Below are 19,177 nucleotides of genomic sequence, written 5' to 3'. Positions count from 1 at the left end.
AGGGGTCCCAAATGCGATCGAGCCTGACCGGGAAGGCCAGGCTCGATCGTTGATCGGCGGGGTGAGCCGGGCGTTTTATGCGCCGGGCTCCCTTTGCGTCTTTGATTGCGATTAGCCGCGGAAGAGCGACAGGATGTTCTGCGACGAGGAATTGGCGATCGACAGCGACTGGATCGCCAGCTGCTGTTGCGTCTGCAGGGCGGACAGCTTGCTCGATTCCTCCTCCATATCGGCATCGACCAGCCGGCCGACGCCCGAGTCGATCGAATCCGACAGCGCTCCGACGAAGTCTTCCTGCAGATCGATGCGTGTCGAGATCGAACCCAGTTGTGCACCGGCCGATGTCATCGCCGACAGCGCCGATTCGATGGTCGACAGCGCCGACTGGATCTGACCGGTGGTAAAGTTGGTAATGTCGAGCGAGTAGACGGAATCGCCGTTTGCATCGGCCGTTCCGAGGATACCCGTCGAGGTTTCGATCGAACCGCTGCTCATGCCGAACAGCACATTGCCGGCGGAGCTGGTATCCAGAACGTAATCCGTCATCTTGACGGAAACGGCGCCGGAGCCGTCGCGAACGAAGGAGGATACGACGTTCTTCGTGCCGTCGGCACCGGCGACCCAGTTCTCGCCCGAGAACGACGCCGACTGGGCAATGCTCATCAGCTGCTCTTGCAACTGGCTGATTTCTTCCTGGACCTTTGATTTGTCGACACCGTCTTCGGTCGCTGCCACCAGCTTGGCTTTGATCTCGTCGACGACGTCGATCGCGCTGTCCATTGCCGTGTAAGCCGTATCGACCTTTGCCGCACCGAGGCCGAGCGCATCGGAGACAGCAGACAGCGCCTTGTTGTCAGAGCGCATCGTGGTGGCGATCGACCAGTAGGCGGCATTGTCGGATGCAGTATCGACCCGATAGCCCGTGGAGACGCTGTTCTGTGTCGTTTCGAGATTGGAATTGATGCTGCGCAGCGTCTGAAGGGCAGCCATCGCGGAGTTGTTGGTATTGATGCTCGTCATCGGAAATTCGCCTGTTTCGGTGGTTGCATATGGTGAAACCCGGGAAACATCCCGGCCGTGGCGAGCAGCCTCATGCTTATCGACCTGGAGTTTCCGATCAATTCGCCATCGTTGGATTAATTATCGTACTTAAAAGTACCTTAATGGTTAACGCGGCGAGCCCGGCCCTTGTTTTTTTTCACCATGAAATTGCGCCTCTCAATGCCTGCGAAAACGGCTCAGGCTGCCGCCTGCAAAAATTTGAGATCGGCAATTGACGCAAAGGCGGGAAACTGACTATCAATATTAAATCAATTTGATTGACTCCAAAAATAGATAACGAGGGGAACGTTCGAATGAGATCGAGCAAACGCATGTTTCACAACATTTCCGTGCACGCCGGCTGGGCAGCGGCAACCGCGCTGACGGCGCTCGTCGCTTTCGGGGCGGGCAGTGCGGCCGCTGAATCGGTGCTGACGATGCACATCGAGGAGCAGACCAGCTGGGTTCAAAATTTCAATCCGTTCGATCTTGCCGGCCGCCGGCAGAGCACGATGGATTTCATCTACGAGCCGCTGGTCATCTTCAATGCCGAGGATGGCGGCAAGCCGGTCTTCCGTCTGGCGACCGGCTATAAATTCTCCGAGGACATGAAATCGGTCACCTACACCCTGCGACCCGGTGTGAAATGGTCCGACGGCCAGCCGCTGACCTCGGCCGATGTGAAATATACCATCGACCTGATGCTGAAGAACGCCGCCCTCGACACGGTCGGCGTCGGCGAGACCGTCGCCTCCGTCGAGACGCCGTCGGCGACCGAGGTGAAGATCGATCTCAAGGCCGTCAACTCCGATTTCCCGGAAACGCTGGCGGACCTCGCGATCGTTCCCGAGCATATCTGGAAGGACGTTTCCGATCCTGTTGCCTTCAAGAACGAGAAGCCGGTCGGTTCCGGCCCGATGACCGAGCTGCGCCGCTTCACGCCGCAGGTCTACGAGCAGTGCCGCAACCCGAACTATTGGGATGCCGCCTCGCTGCATGTCGATTGCTTGAGACTGCCGCAGATCTCCGGCAACGACCAGATGCTCGCCATCCTGCCGGAGGGCAATATGGACTGGATCGGATCCTTCATTCCACAGATCGACAAGACCTTCGTCTCACTCGATGCCGACCATAACGGCTATTGGCAGCCGCCGGCCGAAACCGTCGCTTTCCAGATGAACTTCAAGAGCGGCAATGAAGGCAACCTCGAAGCCTATAAGGACCTGAACTTCCGCCATGCCTTCAGCCTCGCCATGGATCGCAAGTCCATGGTCGATATTGCCGGCTTCGGCTATCCCGTCGTCAACGAGCATGCGACCGGCCTGCCGCCGCGCTTCGAAAGCTGGCGCAACAAGGATGCCGAGGGCGGCAAGGACGCCTTCATGGGCTTCGACACCGAGAAGGCCGGTAAGATTCTCGACGATGCTGGCTACAAGAAGGGTGCTGACGGCTTCCGCACGACGCCGAGCGGCAAGCCGATCGCCTTCCCGATCATTGTTCCGAACGGCTGGACGGACTGGATCGATGCGGTCCAGATCGCGGTCGAAGGCCTGCGCGCCGCCGGCATCAATGCGTCGGTCGCCACGCCTGAATATGAACAATGGCGCAAAGAGATCATCGACGGCAGCTTCGAGGTCGTCATGAACTCCCGCGCCGACGGCGCAACGCCGTTCCGCGGCTACTACCAGAGCCTGTCGACTCCCTATGGCGGACGCATCACCGGCGCCCCCTCGCGTTATTCGAACCCGAAACTGGACACGCTTTTCGATCAATACCTGCAGGCGACGTCGGACGACGACCACAAGAAGATCTTCAACGACATTCAGCTGCTGATCGCCGACGACTTCCCCGTCGTGCCCGTCTTCAACGGGCCGACCTGGTATCAGTTCTCCAGCAAGCGCTTCACCGGCTGGGTCACAGATAAGGATCCGGTGATGAATCCCGAGGATCACGACAACAACCGCATGCGCCTGATGCATCTGCTGCGTCTCAAGCCGGTCAGCTAAACCCAGCGAGGGACTGAAATGCGCATTTCGAGCCGGCGCCTCGGCGTCTATGCGGTCGCGCTGGCCTTTGCCATCGTGGTGAACTTCATCCTTCCCCGGCTGATGCCGGGGAGCCCGGTCGATGCCATGGTTGCCCAGCTCGGTCCGCGGGCAACGCCGGCGGCCGTCGAGGCGATCAAGGCGCGCTTCGGCGCGGTCGACCAGCCGATGCTTTGGCAATTCGTCGATTATCTGAAGGGGCTCGTGACCCTCGATCTCGGCGTCTCCGTGAAATATTACCCCCAGACCGTCGTCCAGGTGCTCGGCCGCTCGACGCTCTGGACCATCTTCCTTGTCACCACAGCGATTGTCTTTTCCCTCTGTGTCGGTGTCGTGCTCGGCGCCGTGTCGGCCTGGCGCCGCGGCGGGCGTTTCGACACGATCGTCTCGCCGCTCTCGGTGATCATGATTTCGGTGCCGCCGGTCATCGTGGCGCTGACGACGCTTTTCGTCTTCGCGGTCTCGCTGCGCTGGTTTCCAGTGGGCTATGCCTACGACCCCAATCTCGATCCCGCCTTCAATTTCACCTTTATCGGCAGCGTTTTCGCCCATGCGATCCTGCCGGTGCTGACGCTTTCGCCGTTTCTGATCGGCGAGTTCCAGACGACGATGCGATCGTCGATGATCTCGGTGCTCGGCGAGGATTATGTGACCATGGGCCGCGCCAAGGGGCTTAGCCACCTCACCGTGATGTTCGGCTATGGCGCGCGCAATGCGATGCTTCCTGTTCTGACCAATCTGGCGCTGATGCTCGGCGCCGTCTTCGGCGGCTCGATCGTCACGGAGATCGTCTTCAACTATCCCGGCCTGGGGCTGACGCTCTATACCGCGAGCATCGCCCGCGATTACCCTGTTATCCAAGGGCAGCTGCTGCTGATGACGCTTGCGACCCTTGGCGCCAACTTCCTCGTCGACATCATCTACGGCTTTGTCGATCCGAGATTGCGGGAGGCGGCGTGATGAGCTTTACGCTGTGGCCGATCCTCAAGCAGAAGAAGGCGCTCGCCGGCCTGATCATCATCGCCGCCCTGTGGCTGATGGCGCTGTTTGCGCCGCTCGTCGCTCCCGGAGAGCCCGGAGCGCGTGTCGGACGCTCGCATCAGCCGCCGTCGATCGAACATGTTCTCGGCACCACCAAAATGGGGCGGGACGTCTATCGCCAATTCGTCTGGGGCGCCCGCAGCTCCCTTTCCGTCGGCTTTGCCACCGGCACTGCCATCACCGTTCTCGGTACGGCGATCGGGCTGGTCGCCGGTTATGCCGGAGGCAGAACGGATGCCTGTCTCGACCTTGCGACCAATGCCGTGCTCGTCATCCCGAACATGCCGCTTCTGATCCTGCTCGCCTCCTTCGCCGGCACGGTGGGGCCGATGACGATCATGGCGATCATCGCGCTGACCTCCTGGCCCTGGGGCGCCCGCATGACCCGGTCGCAGACGATGGCGCTGCGCAATCGCGATTTCGTCACCGCTTCGAAGATGATCGGCGAGCCGGCCTGGCGCATCATCTTCGTGGAGATCCTGCCGAACCTGACGACGCTGATCGGCATCAACCTCGTCGGCAGCATCATCTACGCCATCGTTGCCCAGACGACGCTCGAATATCTCGGCTTCGGCGATCCGCTGAAAGTTTCCTGGGGCACGATGCTCTACAACGCCCAGAATTCCTCCGCGATCATGGTCGGCGCCTGGTGGGACATCGGGGTGCCCGCACTTGGCATCGCCCTGACCGGCCTTGGCCTTGCGCTGTTGAATTTCACCTTCGACGAGATCGCCAATCCGCAGCTCCGCTCCGGCCCGGCGCTGAGCCGCTGGTTCCGCCTCAACCGCGCCCGCAACAGGGAACTGGAGCTTGGCCGATGAGCGACAATCTTCTGGAAGTCGAAAAACTCAATGTCGATTACCTCGTCGACAAGGGAGAATTCCGCGCCGTGAAGGACGTCTCCTTCACCATCGGCCGCGGCGAGATCTTCGGGCTTGCCGGTGAATCCGGCTGCGGCAAGAGCACGATCGCCTATGCCATCACCCGTCTTTCCAAGGCGCCCGCCTGGATCAGCGGCGGCAGCATCCGGCTCACCGGGCAGGATCTTTTGAAGCTGCCGGAACGCGAGTTGCAGACAATCCGCTGGAAGCGCATCGGAATGGTCTTCCAGAGCGCGATGAATTCGCTCAATCCGCTGATGCGGGTCGAGGCGCAGTTCCACGACGTTCTGCGCCGGCATACCGGCTGCTCGCAGGCGGAATCCCGGGCACGGGCCGAGGAGATGTTCCGCCTCGTCGGCATTTCCACCCATCGCCTCGGCGATTACCCGCACCAGTTCTCCGGCGGCATGCGCCAGCGCATCGTCATCGCGATCTGCCTAGCGCTGAGACCGGAACTGATCATCATGGACGAGCCGACGACGGCGCTCGACGTCGTCGTGCAGCGGGAAATCCTCGAACAGGTCGTCGACCTGCAGCGCAGCTACGGCTTCTCCGTGCTCTTCATCACCCACGACCTGCATCTGATGGCACAGCTCTGCCGGCGCATCGGCGTCATGCTGAAGGGCGAGCTCGTCGAAGTGGGCGATGTCAGCCAGGTCGCTCATGCGCCGAAGCACGAATATACGCAGAAGCTATGGAATGCCATTCCGCAGCTTCCGGACAATCGGCATCTATCGGGAGTCGTGGCATGAAAGCGGAGGCAGATCCCGTTATCGCCGAAGCGGTGATCCGGCTCGAGGATATCAAGCGCGATTTCGGCCCGGTGCGGGCGCTGAAAGGCGTGTCCTTCTCGCTTTTTCCCGGCCGGGCATTGGCGCTCGTCGGCGAATCCGGCTGCGGCAAGACGACCTGTGCCCGCATCATCGCGCGGCTGGACAAGCCGACCGGCGGCAGGCTGTTTTTCCGCGGGCAGGAGCTGACCGCCCGCGGCGAGGCTGGGGCTGAACGCAGTTACCGCCGGGAAGTGCAGATGGTCTTCCAGGATCCATTCTCGTCGCTCAACCCGGCCTTCACCGTCAGCCATCATCTGGCGCGGCCGCTGCAACTGCATCGGCAGAGCGGCGTGAAGGCCGATCTCGCCCAGGAGATTACCCGGCTGCTCGCAAGCGTCGGGCTGGAACCCGAAGTGACCCGGCAGAAATTCCCGCATGAACTTTCGGGCGGGCAACGCCAGCGTGTCAACATCGCCCGGGCGTTAGCCGTCGCACCGAGCGTGCTGGTCGCTGACGAGCCGACCTCGATGCTCGACGTTTCCATCCGCAAGGATATTCTCGATCTGCTCGCCAGGGTGAAACGGGAAAACGATCTCGCCATGCTCTATATCACCCACGATATCGCAACGGCGGCGCATGTGGCCGAGGAGATTGTCGTGATGTTTGCCGGCCGGATGGTCGAATGGGGCGACACCGAAAGCGTTCTTTCCGACCCGCGCCATCCCTATACCAGGCTGCTGCTGTCCGCCGTTCCGGACGGCAGCAGGCCGTTCGTGACCGGCGGAAGCGCGCGTTTCCTCGAACAGGCGGAAAAGGTGCGGTCGCTGAGCCGCCCTGAATCGGCTGACATCGAGCAGGTCGGCCCCAACCACTTCATCCGCGCGCTCGGCGTTTCCAATGCCAGACTGCCCAAGAGCTGATTTTCAAAAGCCCGCTTCTCAAGAGGCCAATGTTCAAAAGGAAAGAGTGACCATGTCCACACCGCGACCGAAAACCCTGCGGCTTGAAACCCTTTGGAACCCGCCGGCCGACGGCAAGGAGTTCTCCTATGTTCTGCGTCTCAAGAACCTCGGCAGCGCGCCGATTTCGGGCTTCTCGCTTTGCATCAGCGGTCCGGGCCGGGTCGATCCGGCCGGACGGGTCGAAGGCGCCACGGTCTCAAAGCGGCTCTCCAATTTCACCGAATTCCAGCCCCCGGCCGATTTCGTTCTCGCCGCCGGCGAGACCTGGACGATCTCGGTCTACGCGCTGAGCTGGCAGTTCCGCCATTGGACGGACGGCGCGACAAGCGCCTATCTCGCGCTTTCCGACGGCGGCACCATCGTGCTCGGCATCGAGCCGACGCGCTCTTCGGTCAGCAACGCGGCCCTGAAGCGGGGCGCCGAGATCTATCCGGTTCCCGTCAATGCGCCGGTTCAGGTGTCGATCATTCCCTGGCCGAACCATGTGGCGGTCGCCGCGCGCCGTCCATTGCCGGCCGGTTTTGCCACGCGGGCGCAGAGCGCCGAAGGGGAGGCGGCAGCGCAGAGCTTCGCGGCACTGGTGGACCATCTCTTCGCCGTCGAAGGCATCGTGCGCACCGAAGCGGAAGGTGCCGTGCCCGTCGCCCTGAAGGATGCCGCCGGCTTCGCCCCCGAGGCCTATCGGCTGAGCTTTGACGAGGAGAGGCTGACGGTCGAGGCGAGCAGCCGGACCGGCTTTCTCTACGGCCTCGTCACCCTCGGCCAGATTTGGCGCGGTGCAAGGCTGCATCCCGGCGTCTTCCAGTTTCCGGCATCCGGCGAGATCGTCGACGAGCCGGCGATGGGCTGGCGCGGACTGCATCTCGATGTCGCCCGCCAGTTCTACGGCGCGGCCGAGGTCAAGAAGCTGATCGCGGTGCTTGCCTGGAACAAGCTCAACCGCTTCCACTGGCACCTTTCCGACGACGAGGCCTGGCGCGTCGAGATCGACGCCTATCCGGCGCTGACCGCGGTCGGCGCCTGGCGCGGCCACGGCCTTGCGGTGCCGCCACTCCTCGGTTCGAGCCCGGCCCGCACAGGCGGCTACTATCCCAAATCGGTCATCCGGGAGATTGTGGCTGAGGCAAAGAGCTTCGGCGTCGAGATCGTGCCGGAGATCGACATGCCCGGCCATTGCTACGCCATGCAGCAGGCGATACCCGAACTGCGCGATCCGGCCGAGGTCGGCAGCTATTATTCGGTTCAGGGCTTTCCCGACAACTGCATCAATCCCGCCCTCGAGAAGACCTACGAGATCGTCGAGACCATCCTGACCGAACTCATCGAGCTCTTTCCATTCAAGACAATCCATCTCGGCGCCGACGAAGTGCCGCTCGGCGCGTGGTCCGGCTCGCCGGCAGCGCTCGAACGGCTGCGCGCTGTCGCCGGCGACGCGGTTGCCGACGCCCATGCCAAGCGGCTGAACGTCGTGACCAATACCCATGGCGCCGACGATATCCACGGCTCGGGTGCGGCCATCCTGCAGGCGGAATTCCTGGAGCGGGTCCAGCGCTTCCTGGCGAGCAAGGGCTGCATCACCGGCGGCTGGGAAGAGGCGGCCCACGGCGATGTCATCGACAAAGCGAAGAGCTATCTCTGCAGCTGGCGCAATGTCGAAGTCTCGGCCGAACTTGCCGAACGCGGCTACGAGATGGTCGTCTGCCCTGGCCAGGTCTATTACCTCGACATGGCGCTGAGGCCGGACTGGGACGAGCCCGGCGCCAGCTGGGCGGGAACGTCGGATGCGGAAAAACTCTATAATTTCGATCCGGTCGGCGGCTGGACAGCGGCGCAGAAAGGCAAGCTCCTCGGCATCCAGGCCTGCATCTGGTCCGAACCGATGACGGATCGCGCCGTTTTCGACCGCCTCGTTTTCCCGCGTCTTTCCGGGCTTGCCGAAACCGGCTGGACGAAGCCGTCGGCGAAATCATGGGAGCGCTTCAAGGCGCTGGCCGGGCTGATGCCGCTGCTCTATGGGTTGCAGGAGTCGTAAACCGGGCCCGGCACCGCCATGGGATTTGAGGATCGTCGCGCGCGCCGAGAAAGGTGCGCGCACGACGACGCTGAACTATTGGTCAATCCCGGCGGTCACTTCGCGACGGCCTGCTGAAGCGCGCCTTCCATGACTTGCAAATTGAGCTGCGAGACGAGATAGGTTCGGCCCTCGTTAGAGCCCGACGACACCTGGCAATTCCGAGATATCGGCGATCTCGGTGTAGCCGTAATAGGGATTGGCCGGCTCATGACCGCGATTGACCCAAACCTTGTTCTTGATCCCGAGGTCATGGGCGCTCATCAGATCGTAGCGGAACGAGGAGGAGCAATGGAGTATGTCTTCCGGACCGCAGCCGAGCATGTCCAGCATATATTCGAAGGCGCGGAAATGCGGCTTGTAGGCACCAGCGTCTTCGGCGGTATAAACTGCGTAGAAGGGGGCGCCGAGCTTTCCGACGTTCGACATGATCTGCGCGTTCATGGCGTTCGAAAGGATGACAAGCGGAATTTCCTTGGCGACCTTGGCAAGACCAGCCGGAACGTCGGCGTGCGGTCCCCAGGTCGGTACGCGTTCGTATACGAGCCTTGCGTCTTCGTCCCTGAAGTCGATGCCGTTGCGTTTGCAGGTTCTTGAGAGCGCGTTATGGACCACGTCGGCATAGGGCTTCCAATCCCCGATGACTTCATCGAGTCGGTATGCGGAGAAGTCCTTGATGAACTCGAGCATCTTCTGCTCGTTCATGCGGTCGCCATAAAGGTCGCGTGCGGCCTCCGCCATCTGAAAGTTGATCAGCGTGCCGTGGCAGTCGAACGTGATGTATTTCGGGCGGAAAATAGCCATGCGCTTCGTCCTTGATTTGGCTTCGGGAAAGCCGTCTGCTTCGAGAGAAAGCATAGGTCAGCGTCGGTCGCTGAGAAGGCTGAATTCCCCGACGTCTTGAGCAGGAAATTCTGAATTTGCAGGTCCGAACGCGTTTTTGATTGCGATGGACAGTGAATCTCCGGCCCTGACTGTCGGTGACGGTCGGCCGTTGGGGCACCCGATCGGGTTAACGCGGTAAGTATTGTAGAATATGCGAATGCACGCATAATTCCCGCGGCTGGCGCTGCCAGGCAAGACCGATCGAGAGCTGTTGGGGGATACCATGGAAACGATCGCCGAAGACGCCGATGCTGGCGTCGTGTCACCCGAACTCGTGGTCGATGCACTGTTTGCCTGCCGCAAGACGGCAGCGATCAGGGCGGCCATCGAGCTCGATCTCTTTACCCATATCGGCAAGGGCAAAACGGCAGCCTTGCTGGCATCGGCAACAAGTGCTGCGGAGCGTGGGGTGCGCATCCTCTGCGACTACCTCGTGGTCCACGGTTTCCTGACAAAGGAGAGCGGAGAGTACCGGATGACCCCGGCGACCAGAATGTTCCTCGATCGCAATTCTCCGGCCTATATGGGCTCCGCAGTCGAGTTCGTCGCCGCACCCGAAATACTGGATAATTTCCTGCGCGATCCGGCCGCCGTCGTGCGAAACGGCGGTTCGCCCGGGCTCGCGAACATGTCGCCGGACAATCCCGTCTGGTTGAAGTTTGCGCGCGGCATGGGCTCCTTTACCGGCCTCAGCGCCAAATTACTGGCTGACGAAATCTCTGGCTTGGGAAAGCCCTTCAAAAAGGTTTTAGACATTGCGGCAGGTCCGGGCTTGTTTGGGATCGAAATTGCAAAGGCCCTTCCGTCGGCGGAGATCGTCGCCGTCGATTGGGCCGCGGTCCTGGAGACTGTCGCGGCAGAATGCGGATAAAGCCGGCGTGGCTGACCGGTATCGGACGATCGCCGGCAGTGCATTCGATGTTGACTGGGGCACGGATTACGATCTCGTCCTGCTACCGAATTTCCTGCACCACTTCGATCTGCCGACATGCGCAGGGCTGCTGCGAAAGATCATCGCGAGCCTTGTAGAGGGCGGCAGGATCGTCGCGGTCGATTTCGTGCCGAACGAAGATCGGGTGTCGCCGCCTTTCCCGGCGGCCTTCTCCTGGGAGATGCTCGCCAGCACGCCAGCCGGCCAGGCCTATACGCGAAATGAGCTGAGCGAGATGGCAAGACTGGCCGGTCTTGCCGGCGTCACAGTCAAACCGATGCCGCCAACGCCGGCAAGTCTCATTCTGTTTGAATAGCCGCGACCGTCGCTTAGCCGACCGGCTTTTGCAGAACGTCGAAGCGCGGATTGGTTTCGGAAAAGATCGGCAGGGCGGCGGCGCCGAGGATGGCCGTGTCCTTGCCGGTCATGCCGATCATCACACGGGGCAGACTACGCGTCCGGTTGGGATCGATCGGAACGTGCAGCGGCTCCAGCCGTTCGGCCAGCCGGCGCATCAGCGATGTCGATATGCTGCCGCCGAGCACGATGGTCTGCGGATCGAAGGCAAGTTCGAGGAAGTCGAACGTCTGCCGCAGCGGCTGGACGGCCTGATCGAGCCAGGCATCCAGACCTTCGCCGCCCCCAGCGATCAGCGTGTCGAGATCGTCTGAAGACAGTTCCTCGGCGTTGGCAATGCCCATGAATTCGTAAGCGACGGTCGGCGAGATGTAGCGGTCGAGGCAGCCGCGCTTACCGCAACTGCAGAGCTTGCCGTGCGGCTCGACGATGATATGGCCGATCTCGCCGGCATTGTTGCGGCTGCCTTTGTAGAGATGGCCGTCGAGGAACATGCCGGCGCCGATGCCGCCGCCGCCGGCAAGAAACAAATAGACGAAGCTGCTCAAACCGCGCGCGACGCCGTGAAGGCGCTCGCCGATCGCGGCTGCGGTTGCGTCGTTTTCGACGAGCACCGGTACCTTGACCCGCTGTTCCAGCTCATGCCCGACCGGAAAATCCTGCCAGCCCGGCAGGTTCTGCGGGCTGAGAGAGGTGATGCCGCCGTCGGCATAGCGGCCGGGCAGGGCCATGCCGACGCCGAGCAGCCGGTTTCGGTCGAATGTGAAGGCCTGCTGAATGTCCTCGACAATCGATTGCAGAACAGGCATCGCCCGCTGCGGATCGGGATGTTCGATAGGGCGCTCGATACGGGCGCGGACGGCGCCGGAGAGATCCGTCAGAACCCCGCTGGCGCGCTGGCGGCCAAGCTCGAGACCGATCGAATAGGCGCCGGCGGGATTGATGGAATAGGGAATGATCGGCTGTCCCCGCGCCAGCTTCTGCGCCTCGGCCGGAACGAGCAGATGCGACCGTTCCAATTCCTCGACGATATTCGACACGGTCTGGGCGGTCAGCGCCGTCATCCGGGCGATCGCCGCACGCGACAAGGGACCGTTGGTCCGCACGGCCTCGATCACCACACGCCGGTTGTGAGACTTGGCCTGCTCGAGATTGGTGCCGGAGATCGCCTTCATGTCGCCTTCAAAGGAAATGGTGCCTCACCCTTGTCATAAGACCGATAGTGATGAAAGCCACATTCTTCGTCAGGTCTATTGAACCTCGGCATCGGCGGGCGCAACGGCATTGCGCCGCTGCAGGAGGCCGAGGATGGCGATGCCCGAGAGGCCGGTTACGGCGCTCAGCATGGCGGTTCCGGAATAACCGGTCGCCCAAGTGCCGGCGGCAAAAACCAATGCGCCGATCCCTGCACTCGCGAAGATATTGACGGAGATCAGCGCGCTGCCGAGCCCCGGCCGATCGGCGATGAGATCCTGCAGATAGGTGATCGGAAAGCTGATGATCGCCGCAGCGCCTATGCCGGCGAGCAAGGTCAGCGCATAAAGATGCCATGGCTCGGAGGCAAGGCCGAGAAGGCTGAGGAACACGGCATAGATGATGGTACCGGCGGCGAGCGCCGTCATCTGGCCGGTCTTCCGCGCAATCCGCGACCAGACGATGATGAAGACGATCTCCAGCAGGGCGACGATGCCGACCAGAATGCCGACGTCACTCAACGCACCGTGGGCGGCGCCGGTGGCGATCAGCGGCAGAAGCGCGTCGTTCAGATGCAGGGTGCTGGTGATTAGCGCCACCCCTGCGATATGCGCCGAAATCCGCGGCGAAACCACCTGCCTGAGCGCGCCGAAATAGGTGAGGTGATGAGCCGCGGCCATTTTCGCTCCGGCCCGTTTCGGCAGCGCGAAGAGGATGATGCCCTGGCACAGAAGGCAGGCGATGGCGGCGAAGAGATAGGCCGGCAGCATGCTCGACGCACCGGAGAGCACAAGGCCCGTTATGCCGGGGATCAACACCCAGGAGAGCGAGATCATGGCGCGCACGCCCGAGTTGGCCGTCACCATGTCATTGCGGTTCATGCCCTGCATCGCGGCGCGCGCATTGGCAAACAACAGCGAATTCAGCGCCCCGAAGATCGGCAGCGGCAGCAGCCCGCTGATGGCGAAGATCGCCGCACTTGGAAAGGCATAGACCATGCCGTAACCGACGATGCCGAAAATGCAGGCGCCGATCATCGCCGAGCGGTATTCGCCGAGCCGGTCGGCAAGATTGCCGAGCAGGACGCTGACGACGACGTTCACCGCCGCCGAAGCGAAGGCCAGGAAGGAATAGAGGCCGTCGCTCAGGCCCAGTTCGCGGATGCCGACGATCGAACGATAGGGTGCGGTCATCGCCCCCGCCATGCCGAAGGTGAAAATGGCGATCATGCTGGCGCGGATCGCCGGATTGCGAAAGACATCAGGAAAGAGGCGGCTCATGGAGTCATCAATCGTCAGGGAAATCGGCAGGCGCAGCCGCGGCGGGCAGTCCGGAAGGTCATGTCATGCTAAAGCGCGTCTCAATCTGTCAGATTCGCTTGTCGCGCTTTAGCTCTTTGTTTTTCCGCATGTCGTTGCCGCAAACCGCGGCCCACTTTTGTGCCACATGCTGTCGTTTCGGCTCGGAGATCGCAGCCCTGAATTTCAATAATGCTCCGATTGCGAGAAGGTCCGCGCCAGTTCGGCCTGGCCGGCGGTGAGGCCGCAATCGACGGGCAGGCAGACGCCCGTAATGGCGGCGGCGAGCGGACCGGCCAGGAAGCCGACGGCATTGGCGACATCCCGGGGATCGACGACCCGCTGCAGCGGATACCAGCGGCGCGCTTCCTCGAAAACATTCGGATTGGCGGCGGCGCGTTTCTCCCAGGCCTGCGTCTTCACCGTGCCGGGCGCGACCGCATTCGAGCGGATGCCGAACTTGCCGTATTCGACGGCGACCAGCCGGGTGAAATGCAGCAGGCCGGCCTTGGCGGCGCTATAGGCCGGGTGCCCGAAGACATTCATGCCGTTGACCGAGGCGATGTTGACGACGGAGCCCTTCGACGCCTTCAGCATCGGTTCGAAGGCGCGGAAACACAGGAAGGCGGCTTCGAGATTGAGGGCATTGTCCGCCCGCCAGATCTCCGGCGTCGTCTCGTGCAGGCTGGTGGCCCGCGCCGCACCGGCATTGTTGACCAAGGTTCGCACCACGCCGGCCTCGGCGGCGCGGCTGACCAATTCCGCTATGCTCGCCTCGCTGGTCACATCACAGCCGGCAGCGACGAAGCGATCGGCCGGGCCGAGTTTCGAAGCGACGGCCGCCGCCGCCGCAGCATCGATATCGGCGAGCAGCACGACATCATGGTCATCGGCGAGGCGGGCGGCAATCGCCGCGCCGATATCGCCGGCCGCGCCGGTAACGGTGGCTATCGACTGGGTCATTTTCCGTCGCTCCCGTTCATGAGCCTCAATCTCCAAGCAATTGCCGGTCGTCGCCGTCGCGGTGGATGACGAGCTGCTGCTTGATACGCCGCAGCGTGGTCGTCGCCTTCGGCTGAACGGCGTAGGCGACCAAGCTCGACAGGATATCGACCGTTGCGATGTAGGCGATGCGCGTCGAAGTCGGGCGATAGATGTTGTTGCCTTCGGGCAGGTCGATCGGCACGACGATTTCGGCCGCCTTGGCAACCGGGCTTGCCGTTTGGGTCAGCGCGATCGTCTTCACCTTGGCGCCGCGGGCAAGCTCGAAGGCCCGCACCAGCTCCAGATTGCGCCCCGAGAAGGACGAGCCGATCAGCACATCGCCCGGCCGGGCCGCGGCCGCCATCATCAGCTGCATGCTGTGATCGGAACTGGCGGTGATGCGAAGCCCGAGACGGAAGAGGCGGTTCTGCAGCTCGTCGGCAATCATCGACGAATTGCCGCCCGAGCCGAAGGCGTAGATCATATCGGCCTTGGCGATAAACGAAACGGCGGCTTCGATCGCGGCCAGATCGAGCGACCGGTGCAGCAGAAACAGCGCATTCTGCGCCTTGGTGATGATATCCTGGGCGACATCGGCCGGATCGGTGCTTTTCGATTCCGGCTTCAGATAGCGCACGCCGATATGGGCGGTGCGGGCGAGCTGCACCTTGAAATCGGAAAAGCTCTCGCAGCCCAGCCGCCGGCAAAAGCGGGTGACGGTCGGCGGCGATACCTCGGCGCGTTCGGCCAGCTCGATGATCGAGGCGTTCACGGCGAACTCGAAATCGTTGACGATGATCTCGGCGATGCGGCTTTCGGAGGGAGAGAGCCGGCCCTTGTCTTCCTGCAATGTCGAAAAGATATCCAAAGCCGCTCCCGCCCTTATTCTCTATGCACCCTTCTTCTTATAGGCCACGCAGTCGATCTCAACCTTGCAATCGACCATCATCGACGATTGCACACAGGCGCGCGCCGGCGGATGTTCGCCGAAATACTCCTGATAGATCTTGTTGAAGGTCCAGAAGTCGCGCGGATCATCGAGCCAGACGCCGACGCGCACGACATCCTCGACGCCGTATCCGGCCTCATCGAGAATCGCCAGCACGTTGGCGATCGTCTTGTGGGTCTGGGCGATGATGTTGCCGTCGATGATCTCGCCATCTTCCATTGCAACCTGGCCGGAAACATAGAGCCATCCGTCAGCCTCGACCGCACGCGCGAAGGGCAGCGCCTTGCCGCCGGCCCCCGTTTGAACAGTGCCATAGCGCTTGATGGGCATGCTGAAGTCCTTGCAAATTATTTTCTTGATAAGTTGACAAATGACCATAGAAAGCAGAATTTGACCAGTGAAAAACATGGATTATGAAAAGAATTTCAATCCGGGGCTAATATGCGCGACCCTTTCCAGAATCCCTTCCCCTCCGACAGCGCCCGGCAGGCGATCTGGGAAATGCTCGTTCCGCGCGATATCGATGCTTTTCTCGCCGCCGACTGGTCGAAGGTCGAGCATGATTTCGTCGAAGAGGGTTTCATCGGCATCGACGCCCAGAAGCAGGTCAGCCCCGACAGGTGGCGCCTGGCCTTTCCGACGCTGTCGGCCTATCGCCAGGAATGGCTGAGACAGGCGAAGGATTTTGCCGAGCAGCGCTTCGCAGAAGATGCGCGCACGGCGATCTTCACCACGACGACGCTCGAGGATATCGAGATCGAAGGCGAGATGGCGCTGGTGCGCAAGAAATTCGACGGCAGCATTACCAAGGCTGACGGCACCCGCGACGTCCTGCAATGGCAGACGCTCTATTATTGCCGGCTGCACCAGGGGCGCTGGAAGATCTCAGGTTTTACCGGCTACCTGCCGAACCCGATGGGGTGACGCGGGGCCGACAACACGAAGGCCACTTTCTTGCGCATTTTCACGGCGGCATTGGCGACCGAGACCAATACTTTCTCCCCGATCTGCGTGGATCGCCGCGCATTCGAAGCCTCGCTTTATGCGCCGCCCGGCGAGCATCCGGAAACGCCGACGCTCTGCACCGCGCCGATCACCGTCGGCAGGCGCGTCACCAAAGAAAAAGGTTGGCAGCTGATCGAGGGAACCGCCACCTGGGCCGATCCTGCCGGCCTCGTCAACCGGGCGACCTATGAGGAGTTGCGCGATGAAATCCTCGACCAGTTGAGAGCAGCAATGCCGGTCGATGCCGTCGTCATGGGGCTGCATGGTGCCATGGTGGCGGCCGGATATGAGGATACGGAAGGCGATCTTCTCCAGCGCATGCGTGAGATCGTCGGTCCCGATGTTCTCATCTGCGCCGAGCTCGATCCGCACAGCCACCTGACGGCCAAACGCGTCGCCGCCCTCGATTTCGCCGTCTATTTCAAGGAGTTTCCGCATACGGACTTCGTCGATCGCGCCGAGGATCTCTGGCGCATCGCCGTCGACACGCTGGAAGGCCGGGTCAAGCCTGTGATCTCGGTGTTCGACTGCCGGATGATCGACGTCTTCCCGACCTCGCGCGAGCCGATGCGCTCCTTCGTCGACAAGATCATGCGGATCGAGAAGGATGATCCCGATATCCTGTCGATCTCGGTGATCCACGGCTTCATGGTCGGCGACGTTCCCGAAATGGGAACGAAGCTGCTGGTTGTCACCGACAACAAGCCGGAAAAGGGCGCCGCCCTGGCGCGCGACCTCGGCCTCGAACTGTTTTCGAAACGTGGCACTTTCATGGTGCCCCAGATCGACGAGAAGGAAGCCGTCGCGCGCGCGATGGCTGCGACCGCATGGCCGGTCGTCATTGCCGATGTCTGGGACAATCCGGGCGGCGGCACGGCCGGCGACGCGACCGTCATCCTCGCCGAGCTGATGGCCCGCGGCGTCACGAGTGCCGCGATCGGCACCATTTGGGATCCGATGGCGGTGCAGATCTGTTTTGCGGCGGGCGAGGGGGCGGAAATTCCGCTCCGCTTCGGCGCCAAGTCGGCGCCCGGCACCGGCAATCCGATCGACGGCACGATCAAGGTCGTCAGGCTGGTGAAAAATGCCGAGATGCAGTTCGGCGAGAGCCTCGCGCCCTTCGGCGATGCCGCCCAAATCGTGCTCGACGGCATCGACATCATCCTCAATTCGACGCGCGCCCAGAGCTTCGATCCCAGCCTGTTTTCGGTGATGGGCATCGATCCCGAGAAGCAGAAGATCCTGGTGATCAAATCCACCAATCACTTCTTCGCCTCCTTCTCCAGGATCGCCGCCGAGATCCTTTACTGCTCCGCCGGAACGCCCTATCCCAATAATCCGGCGACGACGCCGTATCGGCGGGCGCCGAAGACGATATGGCCGATCGTCGCCGATCCACATAGAAGAGAACGCGGAGCCGCCTAGATGCCTGATGCCAGCTTTGCCGTCGTCGCCAAGGCAGGCGACAGGATCGCCGATCTCTCGACGCCGCGCCCGGTGATCGATGAGGACCGGCTGGCTGCCAACATCGCCCGCGTTCAATCCTATATGGATGAGCACGGCCTGAACTTCCGCCCGCATATCAAGACGCACAAGATCCCGGCGCTCGCCGTCGCCCAGGTCGCCGCTGGCGCCAAGGGCATCAACTGCCAGAAGGTCACGGAGGCGGAAGTCTTCGCCGAAGCCGGCTTCAACGACATCCTCATCACCTTCAACATCCTCGGACAGCAGAAGCTCGAGCGCCTCGCCAGGCTGAACGCGCGCATTTCGGCCCTCAAGGTCGTCGCCGACAGCGAGGTGACGGTCGATGGGCTCGCCGCGCATTTTTCCGGCCACAAGCCGCTGACCGTGCTGGTCGAATGCGACACCGGCGGCGGCCGCTGCGGCGTGCAGACACCGGAAGAGGCGGCATCGCTCGCCCGGCGCATCGCCGCTGCCGACGGCCTCACCTTCGGCGGCATCGTCACCTATCCCAAACCGCAATCGGCCGCCGCCATCGAAGCCTTCATCGCCGAGACGCTGGACCTCCTGCAATCCGACGGCATCGCCTGCCCGATCGTCAGCAATGGCGGAACGCCGAGCCTGTTCGAGGCGCATCTCGTCACCTCCGCCACCGAACACCGCGCCGGCACCTATATCTATAACGACCGCCAGATGGTGCGCATGGGCCATTGCAGCGAGGACGATTGCGCCATGCACGTGCTCGCCACCGTCGTCTCCCGCCCAACCGCCGACCGCGCCGTCATCGATGCCGGCTCGAAAGCCCTGACCTCGGACCTCCAGGGCTTCAGCGATTACGGCCTGATCGTCGGCTATCCCCAAGCGCGCATCACCAGCCTCTCGGAAGAACACGGCGTGATCGATCTTGCAAACTGCACCGGCCCCCGGCCGCAGATTGGCGAGAAGCTCTTCATCGTCCCGAACCACACCTGCGTGGTTTCCAACCTGTTCGATACGATGGTGTTTCATCGGGGTGGGGTGGTGACTCGGGTCGAGGAAGTCGCGGCCCGCGGGCTGGTTTGGTAGGGGGCGGCTGCGGTTGAGGGCGAAATGCCTCTGAGCGGCGCAGGGCGCTGTATTCGTGACTTGTTGGCGATCTCGGTATCAGCAAGGATGCAGTTGCTGATATCGCAAAAACGTGCGCGCTGCGGGATGACTTCATTGCGCCTAGGATAGGTGGACAGGTGAGTTCGACGCCCCTTCGTAAGTCCGAAATTCTTGGTTTCAGTCTCATCATTTCAGCTATAGGGTGGGAGACAT

Annotated in this window: 17 protein-coding genes and 1 pseudogene; 11 read left to right on the top strand and 7 right to left on the bottom strand. The window is 62.1% G+C overall.

From position 1 onward, the window contains the following. Nucleotides 1-111: 111 nt before the first annotated feature. Nucleotides 112-1,020, bottom strand: coding sequence for a flagellin (locus MF410_RS25925; protein WP_097629742.1), 909 nt, complete (start codon nucleotides 1,018-1,020; stop codon nucleotides 112-114). Nucleotides 1,021-1,049: 29 nt separating this feature from the next. On the opposite strand from MF410_RS25925, the gene MF410_RS25920 reads away from it, so the two are divergent. From MF410_RS25920 to MF410_RS25890, 7 genes are all read left to right on the top strand, one after another. Then, the gene (locus tag MF410_RS25920) at nucleotides 1,050-1,277 is read left to right on the top strand and encodes a hypothetical protein (protein ID WP_239620498.1); all 228 of its coding nucleotides are present in this window, start codon (nucleotides 1,050-1,052) and stop codon (nucleotides 1,275-1,277) included. Nucleotides 1,278-1,355: 78 nt separating this feature from the next. After that, nucleotides 1,356-3,047, top strand: coding sequence for an ABC transporter substrate-binding protein (locus MF410_RS25915; RefSeq protein WP_239620497.1), 1,692 nt, complete (start codon nucleotides 1,356-1,358; stop codon nucleotides 3,045-3,047). Nucleotides 3,048-3,065: 18 nt separating this feature from the next. Further along, entirely contained in the window at nucleotides 3,066-4,046 is a 981-nt protein-coding gene (locus MF410_RS25910) for an ABC transporter permease (protein WP_097629728.1), read from the top strand. Next, nucleotides 4,046-4,948 carry an ABC transporter permease gene (locus MF410_RS25905; protein ID WP_131710795.1) on the top strand — a complete coding sequence of 301 codons (903 nt, stop codon included), beginning with the start codon at nucleotides 4,046-4,048 and terminating at the stop codon, nucleotides 4,946-4,948. The genes MF410_RS25910 and MF410_RS25905 overlap by 1 nt, the downstream gene beginning before the upstream one ends. Next, nucleotides 4,945-5,760, top strand: a complete 816-nt coding sequence (locus MF410_RS25900; RefSeq protein WP_097629730.1) for an ABC transporter ATP-binding protein — start codon at nucleotides 4,945-4,947, stop codon at nucleotides 5,758-5,760. The genes MF410_RS25905 and MF410_RS25900 overlap by 4 nt, the downstream gene beginning before the upstream one ends. Next, entirely contained in the window at nucleotides 5,757-6,701 is a 945-nt protein-coding gene (locus MF410_RS25895; RefSeq protein ID WP_097629731.1) for an ABC transporter ATP-binding protein, read from the top strand. The genes MF410_RS25900 and MF410_RS25895 overlap by 4 nt, the downstream gene beginning before the upstream one ends. Before the next feature lie 52 nt (nucleotides 6,702-6,753). Then, entirely contained in the window at nucleotides 6,754-8,775 is a 2,022-nt protein-coding gene (locus MF410_RS25890; RefSeq protein WP_131710798.1) for a beta-N-acetylhexosaminidase, read from the top strand. Nucleotides 8,776-8,949: 174 nt separating this feature from the next. On the opposite strand, the gene MF410_RS25885 is transcribed toward MF410_RS25890, so the two are convergent. Next, nucleotides 8,950-9,618 carry a haloacid dehalogenase type II gene (locus MF410_RS25885; protein ID WP_222134801.1) on the bottom strand — a complete coding sequence of 223 codons (669 nt, stop codon included), beginning with the start codon at nucleotides 9,616-9,618 and terminating at the stop codon, nucleotides 8,950-8,952. 304 nt (nucleotides 9,619-9,922) lie between these two features. Here MF410_RS25885 and MF410_RS25880 point away from each other — a divergent pair. Beyond that, nucleotides 9,923-10,946 (top strand): annotated as a pseudogene (locus tag MF410_RS25880) (class I SAM-dependent methyltransferase). 13 nt (nucleotides 10,947-10,959) lie between these two features. On the opposite strand, the gene MF410_RS25875 reads toward MF410_RS25880, so the two are convergent. The 5 genes from MF410_RS25875 to MF410_RS25855 form a co-directional block, all read right to left on the bottom strand. Next, the gene (locus tag MF410_RS25875; protein WP_131710801.1) at nucleotides 10,960-12,162 is read right to left on the bottom strand and encodes an ROK family transcriptional regulator; all 1,203 of its coding nucleotides are present in this window, start codon (nucleotides 12,160-12,162) and stop codon (nucleotides 10,960-10,962) included. A 75-nt stretch (nucleotides 12,163-12,237) separates the two neighbouring features. Beyond that, nucleotides 12,238-13,461, bottom strand: a complete 1,224-nt coding sequence (locus MF410_RS25870; RefSeq protein WP_131710802.1) for an MFS transporter — start codon at nucleotides 13,459-13,461, stop codon at nucleotides 12,238-12,240. Nucleotides 13,462-13,665: 204 nt separating this feature from the next. Next, nucleotides 13,666-14,442, bottom strand: coding sequence for an SDR family oxidoreductase (locus MF410_RS25865; RefSeq protein ID WP_131710803.1), 777 nt, complete (start codon nucleotides 14,440-14,442; stop codon nucleotides 13,666-13,668). Between the two features lie 25 nt (nucleotides 14,443-14,467). Continuing rightward, entirely contained in the window at nucleotides 14,468-15,331 is an 864-nt protein-coding gene (locus MF410_RS25860; RefSeq protein ID WP_097629737.1) for a MurR/RpiR family transcriptional regulator, read from the bottom strand. 21 nt (nucleotides 15,332-15,352) lie between these two features. Then, nucleotides 15,353-15,742 carry a RidA family protein gene (locus tag MF410_RS25855; RefSeq protein WP_054184612.1) on the bottom strand — a complete coding sequence of 130 codons (390 nt, stop codon included), beginning with the start codon at nucleotides 15,740-15,742 and terminating at the stop codon, nucleotides 15,353-15,355. A gap of 111 nt (nucleotides 15,743-15,853) precedes the next feature. Here MF410_RS25855 and MF410_RS25850 point away from each other — a divergent pair, with 111 nt between their 5' ends. Genes MF410_RS25850 through MF410_RS25840 form a run of 3 tightly spaced genes read left to right on the top strand, consistent with a single transcriptional unit; the run spans nucleotide 15,854 to nucleotide 18,943 of the window. After that, entirely contained in the window at nucleotides 15,854-16,336 is a 483-nt protein-coding gene (locus MF410_RS25850) for a hypothetical protein (RefSeq protein WP_097629738.1), read from the top strand. A 30-nt stretch (nucleotides 16,337-16,366) separates the two neighbouring features. Beyond that, the gene (locus MF410_RS25845) at nucleotides 16,367-17,842 is read left to right on the top strand and encodes a M81 family metallopeptidase (RefSeq protein WP_131710804.1); all 1,476 of its coding nucleotides are present in this window, start codon (nucleotides 16,367-16,369) and stop codon (nucleotides 17,840-17,842) included. Then, nucleotides 17,843-18,943 (top strand): D-TA family PLP-dependent enzyme, encoded by a 1,101-nt coding sequence (locus MF410_RS25840; protein WP_131710805.1) that lies wholly within the window; start codon nucleotides 17,843-17,845, stop codon nucleotides 18,941-18,943. It begins immediately after the preceding gene. Nucleotides 18,944-19,177: the final 234 nt, after the last annotated feature.

Origin of the sequence: Rhizobium sp. C104, from assembly GCF_022354505.1 — a bacterium.
GTDB classification, from domain to species: domain Bacteria; phylum Pseudomonadota; class Alphaproteobacteria; order Rhizobiales; family Rhizobiaceae; genus Rhizobium; species Rhizobium redzepovicii.
Note: the sequence above shows the minus strand (reverse complement) of the source record. Positions and strands in the feature narration are given on the sequence as shown.